We start from the raw sequence: 17,363 nt of genomic DNA, 5'->3' as shown, positions 1-17,363 counted from the left end.
CGTAGGAAAACAAAAGGCTGTTTCGTTTGGGATTTCCCGTAGAAACAACCTTTTAATTTATTTTTCTTGTTCCTGATAGGCACCGTAATCCTTGCCATAAAATCGATTATAGCGTTCTTTAAATTTCTGAAACACATAGGTTACTAGCACCTTAAGAATGGCATATCCTGGAATACCAAGGATTACCCCAATTAATCCGAACAAATTCCCTGCAACAAGAAGAACGATAATAATGGTTAATGGATGAATTTTCATTGTTTTCCCCATAATATTTGGTGATATGAAGTTACCCTCTAAAAATTGTACTACTACCCATACGACTGCAAGCTTTAGTAGCATTAATGGGGAATCCACAATAGCAATAATAACAGCAGGAATTATTGACATGGTCGGTCCAAGATATGGAACGACACTAAGTAATGCTGCAACAATTGCGAGTGTAATGGCATAATCTAATCCAATAATTAAATACCCAATATACAACAGAATACCAATACAAGAAGCAACAATAATCTGACCTTGAATATAGGAACCCACCTGTGCGTCCATATTTTTCAAGATCTGATTTACATCATCACGAAACCTTGGTGGCAATAAACGTAAAGAATATGCTTTAAATCGATCTCCATCCTTAAGTAAGAAGAAAAGAATAATTGGAAAGGTTACAATTGCCACGACAAAGTTCGTTACGGTACTGGCGAAGCTTTTTACTCCGGCAAACGCATTTCCTAAATAAGAACCAATGATGCCAGGAATATTGCTGAAATTTGAAACGACCCAATTATAGGCCTCATCGTAATATGCGGCAACAAAGGAACTTTCTAGCCAGTCATTTATATCAAGCCACAGGCGCTGTACATATTTTGGTAAAGTCTTTACTAGATCGGTGACTTGGGCTTCAATAGCAGGTGCAATAAGTAGAATTAAACCTGTTAGCAGACCACTTATCCCGATAATAATAATTACAATTCCCCAGATTCGTTTAATCTTAACACGCTCTAGTAAGTCCACGATAGGATTCAATAGATAATAAGCAATAAACGCTAGAATAATTGGGGGAGTAATCGTTGATAGAATAACAAGTAATGGGTTAAAAATATAGGATATCTTTTCATAAAGGAAAATCGTAAATCCTATTAAAATTAGTAACAACAATGCAAAAACGACACTTTTCCCCCCAAGGAATTTAATAAATCGATTTTCAGAATTCATCAAGTTGGGACTCCTTTTTATTTTTCATTATAGTAGAAGAAGTAGATTTATTCCATCTCCATAGGAGTATTATAACTGATATTTAGTCAAAATGTAGGATGATTGGTTGGAAAATTGAGAAAAAAGACCTGTTGCTGATAGATTGGACCTATGCCTATGATAATAGTTGGAATAATCATAACTATGGCGGAGGTTATTTTAAAAAATGAAAAGTAAAAAATTAATCATATTATTATGCGTATTGTTCTTAATGACAGCCTGTGGAAAAAATGAGGTAGATTCACCAGATAAAAAGGAAAACAATACGGAACAAAAATCGAACAATCAAAATAAAAGTGAAGAGAAAGAGGAATCGGAAGAAGTTTCCTTTGAAGTAGAGGGAACAAATGCCCCAAAGGACCAAGGAGATTTACAGGTTTGGTTTGAGGGCAATATTGAATTAGAGGGAAATAAAGTTATTGCTAAAGGAGTAACTAATTTATTACCGGAATCGCGGCTAACACTAGATATTAGTCCTGAAGAAGGGACCTTTATCGGGGGCGATGGATCCGGAAATGTTGATAGTAATGGGACCTTTGAAATAGAAGCGGGTGTTCCTGATGGGTTTGAGGGATTATTACATGTGGAACTCTCTTTCAAAACGGGTGATCAATCTGATGACAAAATAAAGGAGCATTATTCAGAAGGTATTAAAGGGGGATTTGCTAGGATTTATTATGACTCCTATGAGGATGAAATGTATAGCAAAGCAGCCTTTCGTAACACCATTGTATTTGATGGTCAATCACAATCCTTTTCAATTATAGAACCAGAATGGAATAAACCGGATGATTTAGGAAATCCAACTGTTTGGATGAAACCAACTGTGGAAAAGTTTGAAGATTATGTGGTAGTTAAAATTGAAAGTAATTTAATAGAGGATACCTTTATTCGCGGAACTGCAGATATTCCAAATTATATTACTTCTGGATTTAGTGGTTCTACATACATCAACCCTGATGGAACTGCAACAATTTACATCAAGGATCCAGAAAAGGATAGTAGAATAAAGGGTGTTTCTAAGTATGATATTAAGATTGAGGTTGATCCTGCAGACGGAAATAATGGTAAACATGTAATCGAAGCCTATGGTGAAAATGGAGAAAGGTTGTCAGGGGACCTTGTTTATAAGAAAGATGATGGTAAAGCAATTAGTCAAAAAGTAACCATAAGCATTGATTAGAAAACGGATAAGTGAGTTATTTCAAGCAATCCTCAAAAAAGTTTGTTATACTTAATGTATGTTAACGAATAATATATAAATAATGAAGCAGGTTTTGATAATATCAAGGGATTCTAAGGAGAGCTATCTTTCTAGGAATCCCTTTCATACACGTTATTTTCCCTATGTATTAGTTTTAAGGAGGATATACCAGCTTGAATGACGTTACGAGGTTAGAAAAAGAAGCAATGCAGATGCTAAAAGAGACTAGCAGAACATTTTATATCCCAATTAAAATTCTTAAACCCAAATTACGAAAAACAGTTGGTTCTGCTTATCTTTGTATGCGAGCAATAGATGAAATAGAAGATCATGAGCAGCTGGATCCAGAAGCAAAACAATATCTATTACGATCCACAGGCGAATTACTGAAAGGTAAATTTAGTTCGGTGGCCTATGGGGAAATTATTAAACCATATGAAAATGAATTACCAGAGGTAACAAAGCGCTTAGGTGATTGGATTGCCTTTTGCCCAGAAGGTATTGTTGATAAGGTTCTGGAATCTACAAGTATTATGGCAAATGGGATGGCAGATTGGGTAGAAAAGAATTGGCAGATTAGAACGAAAGAAGATCTAGATGATTATACGTATTATGTTGCTGGTCTTGTAGGAGTTATGTTATCGGACATCTGGAAATGGTATGATAATACCGAAACTGTGCCCGAATTGGCAATTGGATACGGACGAGGTTTACAAGCTGTTAATGTCCTCAGAAATCAGGAAGAGGACTTAGACCGAGGGGTAAGGTTCTTTCCCAATAATTGGAGCCGGGAGGATATGTTCCAATATGCAGAAGCGAATCTAGCTAAAGCAGATGAATACATGAAATCGATTAAGACGAAGAATATTATTCTCTTTTGTAGGATTCCTCTGGCACTAGCCTACCGTACACTCCATGCGCTAAAAAGTGGCAACGAAAAAATGTCTCGCCAAGAAGTAGAAATGACCGTTAATGAAATCTTAAATAATGATGAATAGATAACACGGCCTATTGCTGTGTTATTTCTTTTGGGGAAAAAGGCGAATATGAAAACTTTCTTTCTACAAAAATGTAACTTAACCATTCGTTTACTATACATGTCTTCGTATACAGAGGGGAAGTCTAAATACGATACACTGCCTGAAAGAGGGGAAATATAGTTGAGTACAAAAAGGCACAATGGATTCTCGAAGCCTTCGACGGGTTTATTACATTCCATTAAACAAGCATTTGAACTTAAGAAAAATCCTATACCATGGGTGAAGGCCTTTAGTGCAGGTTTATGTGCTTCTATCCCAATATTTATTGCAGTTTTAGCTGGGGAGTTCTCTTATGGGTTATTAGCAAGTCTAGGAAGCTTTACATATCTTTATATGTTTAATGAGCCATATGCATTACGTGCAAAGAAGCTTTTCTTTGTCTTATTAGGTCTATCCTTTACGGTTGGGATAGGAACACTGCTAGCACCCTATCCATATATTTTAGCCATCGTTGTAGCACTAGCCGGGGCTTTCGTAACGTTTGTATTTGGAGTGTTAAGGCTACCGGGGCCAGCGGCAATTTTCTTTGTTCTAGCCTTTACGATTACGACCTCGATGCCAATTGATCCATCACAGGCATTATTACGGTCTTGGTTTGTGCTACTGGGAGGATTATTATCGTTGGCCGTTGCAATGGTTGGGTGGTTTTTTAAGCCTAGAGGTCCTGAAACGCTTGCTTTAAAGCGGTTGTATATGCAACTGGCTGATTTTATAGAAGCTGTTGATACCAATGACTTTTCAAAGGCAAGACATCTAACATTAATGCGAATTAAAGAAGCAGGGTCAATCATTCATGCAGGGTACATCTCTTGGGACAAATCGGCATTGTATAAGAAGCTGTACTTACTTTATGAGGAAGCAAATATTATGTACGTGAATGTCTTAAAAACCTGTGCTGCTGGTGAAAAGAGATTTTCGCCACAAATAGCTCATACCTTAAGAACGTGTGCGACTCGAATTGATAAGCTAGATAAGTATAATGATCTGGAAGATAGTTTAGACGATGTGGGAGATTCAGAGGTTGCCAATAACGTAAAAGAAGTAAAAAAAATTATAAATGGCACCTCCAAAAAGATACCAGAAAAAAACAAAATAATGATACCTCCCATTAGAAGGCTATTCAAAGGATCAGTCCATCAAAATTCTATCATTTTTCTGTCTTCTATACGATACGGTGTTATTCTTTTCATAGCGCTATTAATTGCCTTTACATTAGGGTTTGAACGTTCCTATTGGATTCCTTTATCCTGTGCAGCTGTTATGCTCGGTTCAACGGTCATTTCCACGTTTCACCGTTCTATTCAACGTGCAACTGGAACAATTATCGGAGTCTTTCTTGCCACTGCTCTTTTGCATTTTCAACCGGATGGGTTATTAATTGCATTATATATTTTAATGCTAACCTTCTTAACAGAGCTGTTAATACCGATAAATTATGCACTTGCTGTATTATTCGTAACCTCGACAGCTATATTTATGACAGAGAACTCCACGCAAATATTCGATGTGGGACATTTTGCTATGATACGGATTACAGATATTCTCATAGGCTGTATGATTGGATTAATTGGTATGTATATTATTGGGAGACAATCTGCATCCAGTAGGCTAGCACATACAATGGCGAAGACAATTCGCAGTCAAATACAATTTATGGTATTACTTTTTTCTGAGAAACCAAAAGGATTAGCACTGAAGGACAGTAGTGAATTAAGGAAGATGCAAACAAACCTAAATAATTTACTTATCTTATTTACAACGGCCTTAGGAGAGGTGTCCGCTGATAAACGGTCACTGGAATATATATGGCCAGTAATATTCTCTGTTGAGCAATTGGGTAATCTGTTAGTATCCGCTATGAAGGTCGACCAAAGAGTATGCCTTACCGATGCAGATTTAGCCCAGCTATTATTAGTATTTGAAATGATGGCAAAGTCGGCAGAGTTTAATCAGGAGATAACCATTAGAGAAATACCACAGATTGATGGGTTTCCACATGTTGTCAAAGAAATAAAAGATTTACAGGGAGCCCTCCAGCTTAGGGAACAGTCTATAACCAATTTATCATAAAAAGAGAGACCACATCGGGTCTCTATGGAGATAATAAGTAATTCAGTTATTTAAAAAGCTTTTCTAAGAGTGCTTTTAATGCTAGAAGTATAATTGCAATTGCAAATATAACAATGATAATGCCACCAACAAGTATTAGGATGCTTTTAAATTGAGCGGTTATAAGTGCCGATACTGGTACAAAAGCTAATGCAAATCCAGCCAAAATAGCTGCGATATATAAGCTAACTATTCTATCCAACACAGATATCCCTCCTTCCACTATAGCTTATGCAGAAGAAGGGGTATCTGTTTTTTATACCATTATAAAACTAGTGAAATAGGCTCCTAGCTTAGAAGCATTGGAACGAAGCAATACGATTCAAATCAATGCCAAAGTAAGACCAATGATTGAACCGCCATCTAAATCCAGCTACAGAGGTTCTTCCTACAAAGGTTGGGAAGAACCAGAATCCTGTTCCATTCTCCAACCATATGAATGTATACCGAAATAGGCATCCTCTAATAGCTCCTGGGTCAACAGCAAATGTCTGGAATTGTGGCTGCTGTGGTGTAAAGGAAGGTGGTGGTGAAGTAGGAACTTGTGTCTGCCCACCTCCCCCAGGAAATCCCGGGAATTGTCCTCCTGGGAAAGTTCCTCCTGTTTGCCCCCCGCCAGGAAATCCTGGAAATTGTCCTCCTGGGAAAAATCCTCCAGTTTGACCACCGCCTGGGAATTGCCCAGGCATATTAAATTGCCTCTCATCCTCATATTGTGATTCAAAATAATTCACTCGTACTCCTCCTCAAAACGTATTCGATTTAATATATGGGAAATATGACTAGATTGGGAGTTTATTAGGCAAGAATGGGCTCTAAAATTTTTATGAGTGATTACTCACTTTACAAACTGAGGAAATGGAGGTATATTTAATGTGAGTAATCACTCACTACCGAGGGGATGATATGATGGAGAAAATTTGTGTTTCTGTTCAACATGTAACAAAGCAATTTGGAAAACATATTGTGCTGAGAAATCTTGATTTGAATATTAAAGAGGGAGAGGTTTTTGGTCTATTAGGTCCATCGGGAGCTGGAAAGACCACATTAGTTAAGGAGCTATCGGGCTTAGATATTCCAACCTCAGGTACTAACATCGTTTTAAATCAAAGAATGCCAGATCTAAAAATTATTAATCGTATTGGCTATATGGCACAGTCCGATGCACTTTATGAGGATTTGTCAGCTAAAGAAAATCTCCAATTCTTTTCTAATTTGTATGGAATAAAAGGAAAAAGACAGCAAGAAAGAATCCAAGAAGTAATGCAACTAGTAGATTTAACGGATCACTTATATAAACTAGTTTCTGATTACTCGGGTGGAATGATGCGAAGATTGTCATTAGCTATTGCGCTTTTGCATGAGCCTGAGCTACTGATACTGGATGAGCCGACTGTTGGTATTGACCCCGTCCTACGCAAGCGAATTTGGGATGCGTTTTTTCATTTGAATAAAAAAGGAACAACTATTATTGTAACTACACATGTGATGGATGAGGCAGAAAAATGTGATCGACTTGGTTTAATGCGTGATGGTTCTATCATTGCTGTAGGTACACCTCAGGAGTTGAAGCAACGAACGAGAACTGCTTCAATAGAAGAAGCCTTTTTAGCATACGGGGGTGAAGGAATATGAGAGTGAAAGCATTAACGATAAGGATACTACGCCAAATTATTCGCGATAAACGAACCATCGGAATGCTATTATTAGCTCCCATCCTCGTCTTGTCTATGCTGTATCTTGTTTTTAATGGGGACAATTATGAACCTAAAATTGGCTTTGTTGGAATTCCAGATGTAATGATAGATACGTTAGATTTATCTGATGCTAGTATAACGGAATATGATGATCTTTTGGCCGCCAAGCGTGATTTAACAGAGGGACAGCTTGACGGGTATATTAATTTTTCGAATCAAGAGTTATCCGTTCATTTGGAAGGGAGTGATCCCACAGTAAACGGGGCAACCATAAAATGGATACAGTCGACCTTTAGCAATTTGACTGATGGGGCACAATCACCCTTAGATGTTCATTATCTTCACGGCTCAAGTGACATGGGGCAGTTCGATTATTTTGGACCTGTATTATTAGGTTTCTTTGTATTCTTTTTTGTTTTTATTATTGCAGGAGTTTCCTTTATTCGAGAGCGTACCACCGGGACGTTAGAGCGTCTTCTCTCAACACCAATTCGTAAATGGGAGATTGTAGTTGGGTATGTCCTTGGATTTGGTATTATAACCATGGTTCAATCAGCCCTTATTGCGTCCTATGCAATATATGTTCTGGGAATGATGATGGAAGGATCTTTCATCTATTTACTTCTCATTATTTTAGCGCTATCCTTCACGGCATTAACCTTGGGGATTCTTGTCTCATCATTTGCTAATAATGAATTGCAAATGATTCAATTTATTCCAATTATTGTTGTACCACAAATATTTTTTTCAGGATTATTTAACTTGGAGACAATTTCAAATTGGTTGAGCTGGATTGGTCCAATTACGCCACTTTATTATGCAGCAGCAGCACTACGCGATGTCATGGTTCGTGGTTATGGATTCCCGGATATTTATATGGATCTAATCGTTTTGTTCGGATTCTCCATACTTTTCATTGTGTTAAACATACTAGCATTAAGAAAGTACAGAAAAATATAAACAACGTATCAAGTTGTATCTAAGGTCTGTAATATCGTATCATGAAGGTATAGTGTATGTACAACGGAAGATTAGAGGAGATAGAACGTGTTTAAAGATGATCAACATTTAACAGAAAAACAAAAGGGAATCCTGGCAGCAGCCACCGAATTATTTGCTGAAAAGGGTTATGCTGCAACTTCTACCAGTGAAATTGCTAAGAAGGCAGGGGTGGCTGAGGGTACGATATTCCGTCATTATAAATCGAAGAAGGATTTGCTTTTGACAATTGTTTCACCAACGATGATTAAGGTCATTAGTCCAATGGTTAAGAAGGATATTAACAAAGTATTGGATAAGGAATATGATACCTTTCAGGACTTTTTACGAGCTATGATAGCAAATCGAATAACGTTCGTGAAAAAGAATACTTCATTGTTACGCATTTTTATTCAAGAACTACCTTTTCATGAGGAGCTAAAGAAGCAAGTAATTGAACAAATTGGAAAAGATGTATTGGAAAGACTTCGTGAGGTAATTCGGCATTATCAAGGGAAGGGTCAAATTATTGAGATGCATCCTGACACAATTATTCGGGTTGCTGCTGCATCCACCTTATCCTATATACTAGCCAAATACGTAGTATTTCCTGAAGTGGATTGGGATGAGGAAGCGGAAATCGAAAGAATGATTCAGATATTATCGGATGGGATTGCTGTGAAAAATAGTGACTAAATGGTTTTTAACGGTTTTTAATAAGAAAATTTATCGATTTATTTTTCTATAATAAAAAGTAATAATATGTACAATTGGCTTAATAGCCATAAGAATGAATTATATAATTCGGAACACAAAGGATTTGTTAGCTATTCCAATTACCTGGCTTGAATTCAGTAGTTTACTGAGCTCGAGCCTTTTAATATGGTAAAAAACTAGTTCATAAAGTATTAATCTTTAAATTTATTCTAGAAAAAATTGGATAAGAAGGTTACTATTTATAGGATAACTTATATAAGTGAGTGTTAAAAAAATTTTAGATCTTAAAAAACAGGGGATTGTGATTTCATGAACGTCTTATCCATACAAAATTTAGAAAAGCAAGAGAAGGATGTTTTATTGTTTCCTTCATTTAGCCTGCATGTCGGAAAAGGGGAAGTGTCTGCAATATATTCGAATATCAATATTCGGAGGGCCTTACTCAACATGTTCCTTGGAAAAGAAGAAATCTATAATGGTGATATAGAAATACTAGGAGAAAAAATGAAAGATAAACCATTATACCGACATAGGGTGGGCTTTTGTTTCTTTGAACAGCACTTCTATGAACGATTAACCATATTAGACAATATAAGATTTGTTAAACGATTATATGATTCTAAGCAAATTATCGATGACATTATAAATATCACCCAATTAGGGTCAATTAAAAATAAAAAAGTTAGTAAACTAAGCTTCTCTGAAAAGAAAAGATTACAAATTGCACTTCTGTTATTACAAGACCCTGCCTTATACATATTTGAAGAACCAGATTTAAACATTGATATGGAGTCTAAGCGTGTCTTATTAAATATATTGCAAGCCTTAAAAAAAGAAGGAAAAGCAGTACTAATATTAACTGGAATCATGGAAAGTGCAATTACCCTAGCAGGTCATATCTTTCGGTTAGATGAAAACGGTCTCCATCAGGTTGAAGAAGCTGTAGAAGTTGAAAGTGATGTAGAAGAAGTAGGGGAAGAAGAGAAAAAAGAAGATTCGCCAATTACATTTAACTTAAATAAGGTTCCGACAAAGGTAAACGACAAGATTATCTTATTTGATCCAACAGAAATTGATTATATTGAAAGTAATGATGGTGTATCATCTGTTTTCACAAAAGGGGAATCCTTTCCAAGTGTCTTTACGATGAATGAATTAGAAGAACGATTAAAGCCATTTGGATTTTTCCGTTGTCATCGGTCTTATATTGTAAATCTGCAAAAGGTTCGAGAAGTGATTACTTGGACAAGAAACAGTTTCAGTTTGGTATTAGATGATAAACCGAAATCGACGATACCACTATCAAAGACAAAAATGACCCAATTAAAGGAGTTATTGGGACTAAAATAAGCTCCATTCAACCCAAATATTACTCTTTTCACGGATAAAATGCTGTCAAAACCCTTGATATCTATTAATCTAAGGATGTAAACAAAAAACAACCATCACGGGGGAGTAAAATGGAAAATATTATTGAAGTGAAAAATCTTGCAAAGGTTTTTGGAAATCAAACAGCACTAGAAGATGTAAACTTTAGTGTAAAAAAAGGGGAAACTTTTGGATTTTTAGGACCAAGTGGATCGGGGAAAACGACGACCATCAAAATTTTAACTGGTCAATTAATGCAAACCGCAGGAGAGGCTGAAGTATTTGGTGTTAAAAATTCTTCCTTAAATTCTGGTTCCTATCGTCGGAGAATTGGAGTGCTTTCCGATAATAGTGGTCTTTATCAGCGTCTTTCTATTGAAGACAATTTAAAGCTGTATTGTGATCTATATGATGTGCCGAGAAAGCGGATGGATGAGGTTCTGGAATTAGTGAACCTTGCTGACGAAAAGAAGAAAATTGTATCGAAGCTCTCAAAGGGTATGCTTCAGCGGGTATTGCTCGCTAGAACTTTGCTTCATGAACCAGAGCTATTATTTTTGGATGAGCCAACATCAGCGCTTGACCCGGCTAACTCGAAGCAAATTCATGAAGGGTTACGTCGATTAAATGAAAAAGGAACGACGATTTTCTTAACTACGCATGATATGAGTGAAGCAGAAACCTTATGTAATCGGGTTGCCTTTCTTCATAAAGGGAAAATCCAGTTGCTTGATGAACCAATGGCATTACGCCGACAATTCTCAGACGGAAGTGTAACTGTTGAGCTAAGGGATGGAAAAGTGGTTAACCTTCCTGGTGGAAAAGAAGGGGCAGAAGAGGTCTATAACTATATGTCTAGTAATCAAGTAGTTTCTATTCATTCGAATGAACCTACTTTAGGGGATATTTTCGTTGAGATTACAGGGAGGGAATTAGTATGACACTATCATGGAAGCGGATTTACGCTATTTTTCAGAAGGATTTAAAGGACTTATCCAAAAACTTGTATGTTACTTCAATTTTTATATTGCCATTTTTAATGGCTTTCCTATATGGAAAAATGTATGATGCTAACTTAGAAATCCATTATATCATCATTAATCTAACCTTAGCTTCTGTAACTGCATTTATCCAATGTGCGGTTATTGCGGAAGAGAAGGAAAAGCATACATTAAGAGGGTTAATGCTTTCACCAGCTTCGGTTGCGGATATTTTAACTGGAAAGAGTTTAGTTAGTTTCATTTTGTCAGTCGTCACTATTGTATTATGTGCTATGATTACGGGGTATGAACCAGCTAATATTGTGTATGTTTCGATTGCCATTTTTATTTCAATGCTATTTTATTTAGCGCTTGGTACTGTTTTTGGACTGTTAACTCGTACCGTTGTCGAAGCATCTGTTATCTTTTTACCAGTTATCTTTTTATTTGGTTTTGGATCGATGCTAATGATGTTAGTGGATAAGTATCCTGTACTTTCTTTTATTGAGTATTTGCCAAATATACAATTAGTTGATTTCGCTTATAAGGTGGAAGAGGGCGCAGGGTTTGGAGAATTATGGAGTCACTTAGCTATTCTACTTGCTTGGGGAGTAGTAACAATTATTCTAGCAGCTGTAGTGTATAAGAAGCGAGAGATAGATAAATAAAAAGTCAAAAGAGTGTCCGAGGACACTCTTTTCTATTATAGTGCTAATTCCTTATCTAAAAACGCATAGAAATCTACCCATTCATCTATTATTTTGGAAGTTGGTTTACCGAGGCCGTGACCTGCTTTTGCTTCCAGTCTTAACACGATGGTAGACGCTTTATCCGCTTTTTCCATTAAGGTTGCTGCGAACTTCTTGGCATGTGCTGGTACTACTCGGTCGTCACTCTCCGCAGTTGCAATAAGAACTGGTGGATACTTCACCCCTTCTTTAATATTATGAAGCGGTGAATATGCATAGAGGAATGGGAACTGCTCCGGATTATCGGCACTTCCATATTCAGGAATCCAATAACGACCAATTGTAAACTTATGATATCGAAGCATATCGATTACAGGTACCCGACAGATGACCGCTCCAAATAAATCTGGTCGTTGCACCATGCAAGCAGCAACTAGTAAACCACCATTAGATCCACCCATTATGGACAGCTTTTCCTTCTTCGTATAGTTTTTCTCAATAAGCCATTCACCTGCAGAAATGAAGTCGTCAAACACATTTTGTTTATTCTCAAGCATCCCTTCACGGTGCCATTCTTCTCCATACTCTGTCCCACCACGAAGGTTTGCTACAGCATAAATGCCGCCTTTTTCAAGCCAACGAAGAATAGAAGGGCTAAAGGTTGGCGTCATGTTGATATTAAAGCCACCATAACCATACAGAATAACAGGATTATCACCGTTTAATTTAAGACCCTTTCGGTGGGTCAGGAACATCGGTACTCGAGTACCATCCTTAGAAGTATAGAAGACCTGCTCAGTTTCAAAAATTGAGATATCAATTGGCAGTTCAGCTTCGAAAAATACGTTAAGTTCCCTTTTGTCCATGCTGTAATTGTAAACAACAGTTGGACTTAAGAAAGAAGTTATCCCGAAATAAATTTCATTATCTTCCTTACTGCGAGTGATATCAGTTAGTGAACCAAGGATAGGTAGTTCAATATCGTGAGAAAAGGTTCCATCTAGGTTAAATACCTTCAATTGATGGTGCGCATCATGTAACAATCCAACAACAAATTTATCCTGTATAGCAATGACAAAATCCATCACATCTTCTTGCTCCGGAATTATCTCCTTCCAGTTGGATGACTCAGGATTATCTATATCTACAGCTATGATTTTGCCGTTTGGTGTATGTAAGTCTGTTTTGAAATAAAAAATATTTTCTCTATTGGTTACATACATATACTCGGCATCTGCTTGATCTAAAACCCTAGTGAACTTCTCATCCTTATCTATAGTCTTAAGGTAAAAGCGGTTCTCCGTTGCCGTTCCTAAATAAACATAGAGACAAAGATAGCGGTCATCATCACTTAAAAAAGATGAAAACATTAACTCTTTATCTTCTGGCTGTTCATGAACTAATTGATCATTTACTTGAAGATCACCTAGCTTATGGAAGAATACTTTATTGAAATTGCTTTCATCCTCAGGTGCCACACTACCTGGTTCTGGGAATCTGCTGTAGAAAAATCCAGAATTATCTGGGGCCCAAGTAAGACTGGTGAATTTAACGTGCTGGATATGATCCTCTAAATCTACTCCCGTAGTCAAATCTCGAACTCGAACTTCCTGCCAATCACTTCCATGTGTAGAAGTTGCAAATGCTAGATATTTTCCATCCTTACTAAAGGAATAATTTGTCATTGCAACTGTACCATCTTCACTTAAGGTATTTGGATCAATTACAACGACGTCCTTATCACCATCTTTACGGTAAAGAATTGCTTGATTTTGTAGCCCATCATTCTTTTGGTAATAAAGCGTATCGTTTACCTTTTTTGGGACAAAGTTTTTCGGATAATTCCAAAGCTCTTCTAGTCTTTTACGGTCAGCATCCCGTGTGGAAGCTTTGGAAAAGTAAGCCTCACATCTTTCCCCCATCCAGTTACTCCAGTTAATCGAGTGCTCTGAATCGGGATCCTCAAGCCAACGATATGGGTCACTTACCTTTGTTCCGTGATAATCGTCAATGATATTATCTTTCTTAATGGTAATCAATGATGCATCCCCCTTTGAAAAGTCTTATAAATAGTATTCGAGATACATCCTCTAAATCCCTTTTGAATTTTAAAAATAATAGTATTATATAAATAAAACTGTGGGAATTTTTATCTTGATAATATCTTGGGAAAATGGGAAATATTAATAGAAACTTTTAATGGCCTATAGACGTAATAAATAAATAAGAATACAATAATAATGAAAAAGTATGAGGAGGGGATATGATGGCAACAACAGAGGATGATCGTTTGTTTGCAATGCTATTATATTTATTAAGCATACCATTCCCAATTCTAGGGCCGTTACTTATCTGGCTTATTAAGCGAGATTCATCAGCGTTTGTAGATTACCATGGAAAACAATATTTTAATTTCCTAATATCGTTTACTATTTATCTGGTTGGCAGCTGGATTTTAGTTATTGTGCTAATTGGCTTCGTATTAGTACCTCTGGTTGGTATTACCGTTTTCGTTCTAACGATTATTGCAGCTGTGAAAGCTTATCAAGGAGACAGATGGCAAATACCTTTAGCAATCCAGTTTATTAAACAGTAAGCGAAAGAAGACGTTCAGGTATCATTACTTGAACGCCTTTTCTCTTTATTTTGTTAGTTTTCTAATAACCTGACCGCAGATTGAACCATCCATTTTACCCCAATTTTGATTGCTTCCTCATCAACCATAAATTCCGGATGGTGCCATGGATGTACAATTCTTTTTTCTTTATTTCCTGAACCGAGCCATACATAGCAGCCAGGAACCTTCTGCTGATAGTAGGAGAAATCCTCTCCACCCATGGTAGGCTCTGCAACAACAGTGTTTTCCTCACCTACAATACGAATCGCTGTTGAACGAACAACATTGGTTACTTGTTGATCATTAAATACGGCTGGAAAAAGGAATTTATAATCTATGTCAACTTCACCGCCCATTGCTTCAACTGTATTCGATACGAGCTTTTTAAACTGCTCATAGATGCTGTTTCGAACAGAATCATTAGAAGTTCTTACAGTACCTTTTAGTACGGCAGTATCTGGGATTACGTTGTTTGTTGCGCCACCTTGGAATGATCCGATACTAAGTACAGCACTTTCTTTAGCGGAAATGGTACGACTGACCAATGTCTGTAACTGGGAAATAACAGCACTTCCGATTACGATTGGATCAATCGTCCTCTCTGGCATTGCTGCATGTCCGCCTTTACCCTTAATTGTAATCGTAAAATCATCCACACTAGCCATGAGGAATCCTTCTTTAATACCGATAGTGCCAACGGGAAGATCGGGAAAATTATGAAGCCCTATAATGGAGCTAACCCCATCTAGTAATCCTGCTTCAATTACAGAAATAGCTCCACCTTCTGTTTCTTCTGCAGGTTGAAAAAGCAGTCTAACTCTACCAGGTAGATTGTTTTTCAGTTCTTGGAGAATGATACCCGCTCCTAATGCAATGGTAGTATGAACATCATGTCCACACATATGACTGATTCCATCGATGGTTGAACGAAATGGCAAATTCGATTCCTCTTGGATTGGTAGAGCATCGATATCTGCACGAATAGCCACAATTGGCCCTGTTTCCTTACCAAACACTTCAGCCGCAGTTCCAGTTTTCAATGAATGGGTAAGTGGAGTAATTCCGTTTTCCTTTAACCATTCATTTATCCGTTTAGTAGTCTCTACTTCTTGATGACTAAGCTCAGGATACATATGAAGATGTCGTCTAATCTTTAATAGCTTTGGAAAAATTTTCTCTACTAGGTTGTCGATTTGTTGATTTAATTCCTGTGATGTCAATTCTGTCATGATGAACCTCCTATTTAACACGGCCTCAAAATTCCTTAATAGTTTATATTCAGGATTTGCATATGATTTCTCCAGCAATCCTTCTTCTATTATTCTACCATTTTTCATTCAGATTCGAATATGTCCATGATGTACTGGGTTATTCCGATAACGGCAAAAAAAATTATCCTTTGACGGTATTGGTGAGGATAAAAGCAAGTATTAGAAAAAGAAATAAAATATAGACTGGGTAACAGAGAAAACTAAAGTCAGAGTGTAATAGAACAAAAATTAATTTTCAATGAAGACATGTTCAAATGAAGGAGGTCGGTGACGTTCTCTCATTAATATCACTCCTTCTCTGTCCTCAAATATCTCTAGAATAGGGGCGTAGTCTAAGTTAACTATGTATTCCCAATCTACCTGTTCTAGAATGTTTGCATCATTCAACATGTAGATTGGGATGTAACTGTAAGGTGTTATCGTTCTAGTATTGTGATTTCCTCCTTCTTTCACTATCCTATAGCCATACTCACAATCGGTACAATCTTCGAAATAGATATAGGTGATATCTAGTCTGAGAAGAACCCCATCAATTGTTACATCGTTTAATACGACAAGCCCAATAGTGGAATCTGCAACACTATTTGCAAACTTGGTAAGGTCTTGTGATAAATTTTTACTTTCCCCTTGGGCATTTGCTAGTGCATTCTTTATTTTTCACTTTCATTCTTTAACGATTGTAGCTAAAAGTTCTGCATTTTTATCCTTAACAGCCTTCACTTCATCTGCAGTAGTTCTATCCAGTACATTCGTAACTACAATAAAAAACATAAGAAATGCGATAATACTATATAGAATTTTGTCTTTCATAATATCCACCCCTGCCAGAAACCAAAATCCGAGAGTACAAGACTCTGCTTTGTTAATTCTGTATCCTCTTCTGTAAATTCATTGTAATCTAAAAAACTTGGTTCCCTATGATTATCACGAACAAATTCATGATGAAAATCTATAACCTCCAATAAAAATTCTACAATTTCTATACTACTTGGATTCATGAGATGGTCCCTTGAATCCCTTACAAGATATTCGTCTTCAAAATTATTACCTCTTTTTCTATTGCACGTTTTACAGAGAAGTCTTACATTATTTTCATCTGAACTGCCACCTTTAGAAAAAGGAATAACATGGTCAAATTCTATATCTTCGTCTTTGACAGCTTGTCCACATACTCTACATATTTGATTATCCCTTTTCATTACTCTAAATTGAACAGGGCGAGAAATGTTTCTGCTAACATTTCTAAGTTCTTTGGCTTCTGTAAAAGGTTCAGCTACATAGAATACCGGACATTCATGACCGAATATTCTACATCTATGGTCATCGGCTTCTTCCTTAATTGGAAAATCTTCAACCAACGGTCCATATGGACAATATTTAAGTTCCCAACATGGTTTACAAACGGCTTTAATCCTCTTTTCCCAATCAATCTTTTTCGCTCA

17 protein-coding genes are annotated in these 17,363 nt (G+C 36.8%); 10 read left to right on the top strand and 7 right to left on the bottom strand.

Translation table 11 applies throughout. The features are described from left to right. Positions 1–57: 57 nt before the first annotated feature. Positions 58–1,212: an AI-2E family transporter gene (locus KI338_RS09390; protein ID WP_212920965.1), complete on the bottom strand. Its 1,155-nt coding sequence runs from the start codon at positions 1,210–1,212 to the stop codon at positions 58–60. 205 nt (positions 1,213–1,417) lie between these two features. On the opposite strand from KI338_RS09390, the gene KI338_RS09385 reads away from it, so the two are divergent. The 3 genes from KI338_RS09385 to KI338_RS09375 all read left to right on the top strand — a co-directional run bounded on the left by KI338_RS09385 (position 1,418) and on the right by KI338_RS09375 (position 5,565). Next, positions 1,418–2,434 carry a hypothetical protein gene (locus KI338_RS09385; RefSeq protein WP_212920749.1) on the top strand — a complete coding sequence of 339 codons (1,017 nt, stop codon included), beginning with the start codon at positions 1,418–1,420 and terminating at the stop codon, positions 2,432–2,434. 194 nt (positions 2,435–2,628) lie between these two features. After that, positions 2,629–3,453 carry a squalene/phytoene synthase family protein gene (locus KI338_RS09380; protein ID WP_212920748.1) on the top strand — a complete coding sequence of 275 codons (825 nt, stop codon included), beginning with the start codon at positions 2,629–2,631 and terminating at the stop codon, positions 3,451–3,453. Between the two features lie 162 nt (positions 3,454–3,615). Beyond that, positions 3,616–5,565, top strand: coding sequence for an FUSC family protein (locus KI338_RS09375; RefSeq protein ID WP_212920747.1), 1,950 nt, complete (start codon positions 3,616–3,618; stop codon positions 5,563–5,565). 46 nt (positions 5,566–5,611) lie between these two features. Here the strand turns inward: KI338_RS09375 and KI338_RS09370 are convergent, their stop codons facing one another. Together KI338_RS09370 and KI338_RS09365 are read right to left on the bottom strand one after the other, a co-directional pair. Further along, on the bottom strand, positions 5,612–5,809 hold the full coding sequence (locus tag KI338_RS09370; RefSeq protein WP_212920746.1) for a hypothetical protein: 198 nt from the start codon (positions 5,807–5,809) through the stop codon (positions 5,612–5,614). Between the two features lie 88 nt (positions 5,810–5,897). After that, positions 5,898–6,338 (bottom strand): hypothetical protein, encoded by a 441-nt coding sequence (locus KI338_RS09365; protein WP_212920745.1) that lies wholly within the window; start codon positions 6,336–6,338, stop codon positions 5,898–5,900. A 172-nt stretch (positions 6,339–6,510) separates the two neighbouring features. Here KI338_RS09365 and KI338_RS09360 point away from each other — a divergent pair, with 172 nt between their 5' ends. The 6 genes from KI338_RS09360 (at position 6,511) to KI338_RS09335 (ending at position 12,012) form a co-directional block, all read left to right on the top strand. Further along, positions 6,511–7,239: an ABC transporter ATP-binding protein gene (locus KI338_RS09360; RefSeq protein ID WP_373306336.1), complete on the top strand. Its 729-nt coding sequence runs from the start codon at positions 6,511–6,513 to the stop codon at positions 7,237–7,239. Continuing rightward, positions 7,236–8,261 carry an ABC transporter permease gene (locus tag KI338_RS09355; protein WP_212920744.1) on the top strand — a complete coding sequence of 342 codons (1,026 nt, stop codon included), beginning with the start codon at positions 7,236–7,238 and terminating at the stop codon, positions 8,259–8,261. Before KI338_RS09360 ends, KI338_RS09355 begins: the two co-directional genes overlap by 4 nt. A gap of 87 nt (positions 8,262–8,348) precedes the next feature. Beyond that, positions 8,349–8,975 carry a TetR/AcrR family transcriptional regulator gene (locus KI338_RS09350; protein ID WP_212920743.1) on the top strand — a complete coding sequence of 209 codons (627 nt, stop codon included), beginning with the start codon at positions 8,349–8,351 and terminating at the stop codon, positions 8,973–8,975. A 330-nt stretch (positions 8,976–9,305) separates the two neighbouring features. Further along, complete coding sequence (locus KI338_RS09345) at positions 9,306–10,346, top strand: LytTR family transcriptional regulator DNA-binding domain-containing protein (protein WP_212920742.1); 1,041 nt, start codon at positions 9,306–9,308, stop codon at positions 10,344–10,346. A gap of 110 nt (positions 10,347–10,456) precedes the next feature. After that, positions 10,457–11,305 carry an ABC transporter ATP-binding protein gene (locus tag KI338_RS09340; protein WP_212920741.1) on the top strand — a complete coding sequence of 283 codons (849 nt, stop codon included), beginning with the start codon at positions 10,457–10,459 and terminating at the stop codon, positions 11,303–11,305. Then, positions 11,302–12,012 carry an ABC transporter permease gene (locus KI338_RS09335; RefSeq protein ID WP_212920740.1) on the top strand — a complete coding sequence of 237 codons (711 nt, stop codon included), beginning with the start codon at positions 11,302–11,304 and terminating at the stop codon, positions 12,010–12,012. The genes KI338_RS09340 and KI338_RS09335 overlap by 4 nt, the downstream gene beginning before the upstream one ends. Before the next feature lie 35 nt (positions 12,013–12,047). Here the strand turns inward: KI338_RS09335 and KI338_RS09330 are convergent, their stop codons facing one another. Then, positions 12,048–14,072, bottom strand: a complete 2,025-nt coding sequence (locus KI338_RS09330) for a prolyl oligopeptidase family serine peptidase (protein ID WP_212920739.1) — start codon at positions 14,070–14,072, stop codon at positions 12,048–12,050. Positions 14,073–14,296: 224 nt separating this feature from the next. On the opposite strand from KI338_RS09330, the gene KI338_RS09325 reads away from it, so the two are divergent. Beyond that, the gene (locus tag KI338_RS09325) at positions 14,297–14,629 is read left to right on the top strand and encodes a DUF4870 domain-containing protein (RefSeq protein WP_306345307.1); all 333 of its coding nucleotides are present in this window, start codon (positions 14,297–14,299) and stop codon (positions 14,627–14,629) included. Between the two features lie 53 nt (positions 14,630–14,682). Here the strand turns inward: KI338_RS09325 and KI338_RS09320 are convergent, their stop codons facing one another. From KI338_RS09320 to KI338_RS09310, 3 genes are all read right to left on the bottom strand, one after another. Continuing rightward, entirely contained in the window at positions 14,683–15,879 is a 1,197-nt protein-coding gene (locus tag KI338_RS09320; RefSeq protein ID WP_212920738.1) for a M20 metallopeptidase family protein, read from the bottom strand. Positions 15,880–16,584: 705 nt separating this feature from the next. After that, the gene (locus KI338_RS09315; protein WP_212920737.1) at positions 16,585–16,731 is read right to left on the bottom strand and encodes a hypothetical protein; all 147 of its coding nucleotides are present in this window, start codon (positions 16,729–16,731) and stop codon (positions 16,585–16,587) included. Continuing rightward, positions 16,728–17,279 (bottom strand): HNH endonuclease, encoded by a 552-nt coding sequence (locus KI338_RS09310; protein WP_212920736.1) that lies wholly within the window; start codon positions 17,277–17,279, stop codon positions 16,728–16,730. Before KI338_RS09310 ends, KI338_RS09315 begins: the two co-directional genes overlap by 4 nt. Positions 17,280–17,363: the final 84 nt, after the last annotated feature.

The organism is Ornithinibacillus bavariensis, assembly GCF_018333235.1.
Taxonomy (GTDB): Bacteria; Bacillota; Bacilli; order Bacillales; family Amphibacillaceae; genus Ornithinibacillus; species Ornithinibacillus bavariensis.
Note: the sequence above shows the minus strand (reverse complement) of the source record. Positions and strands in the feature narration are given on the sequence as shown.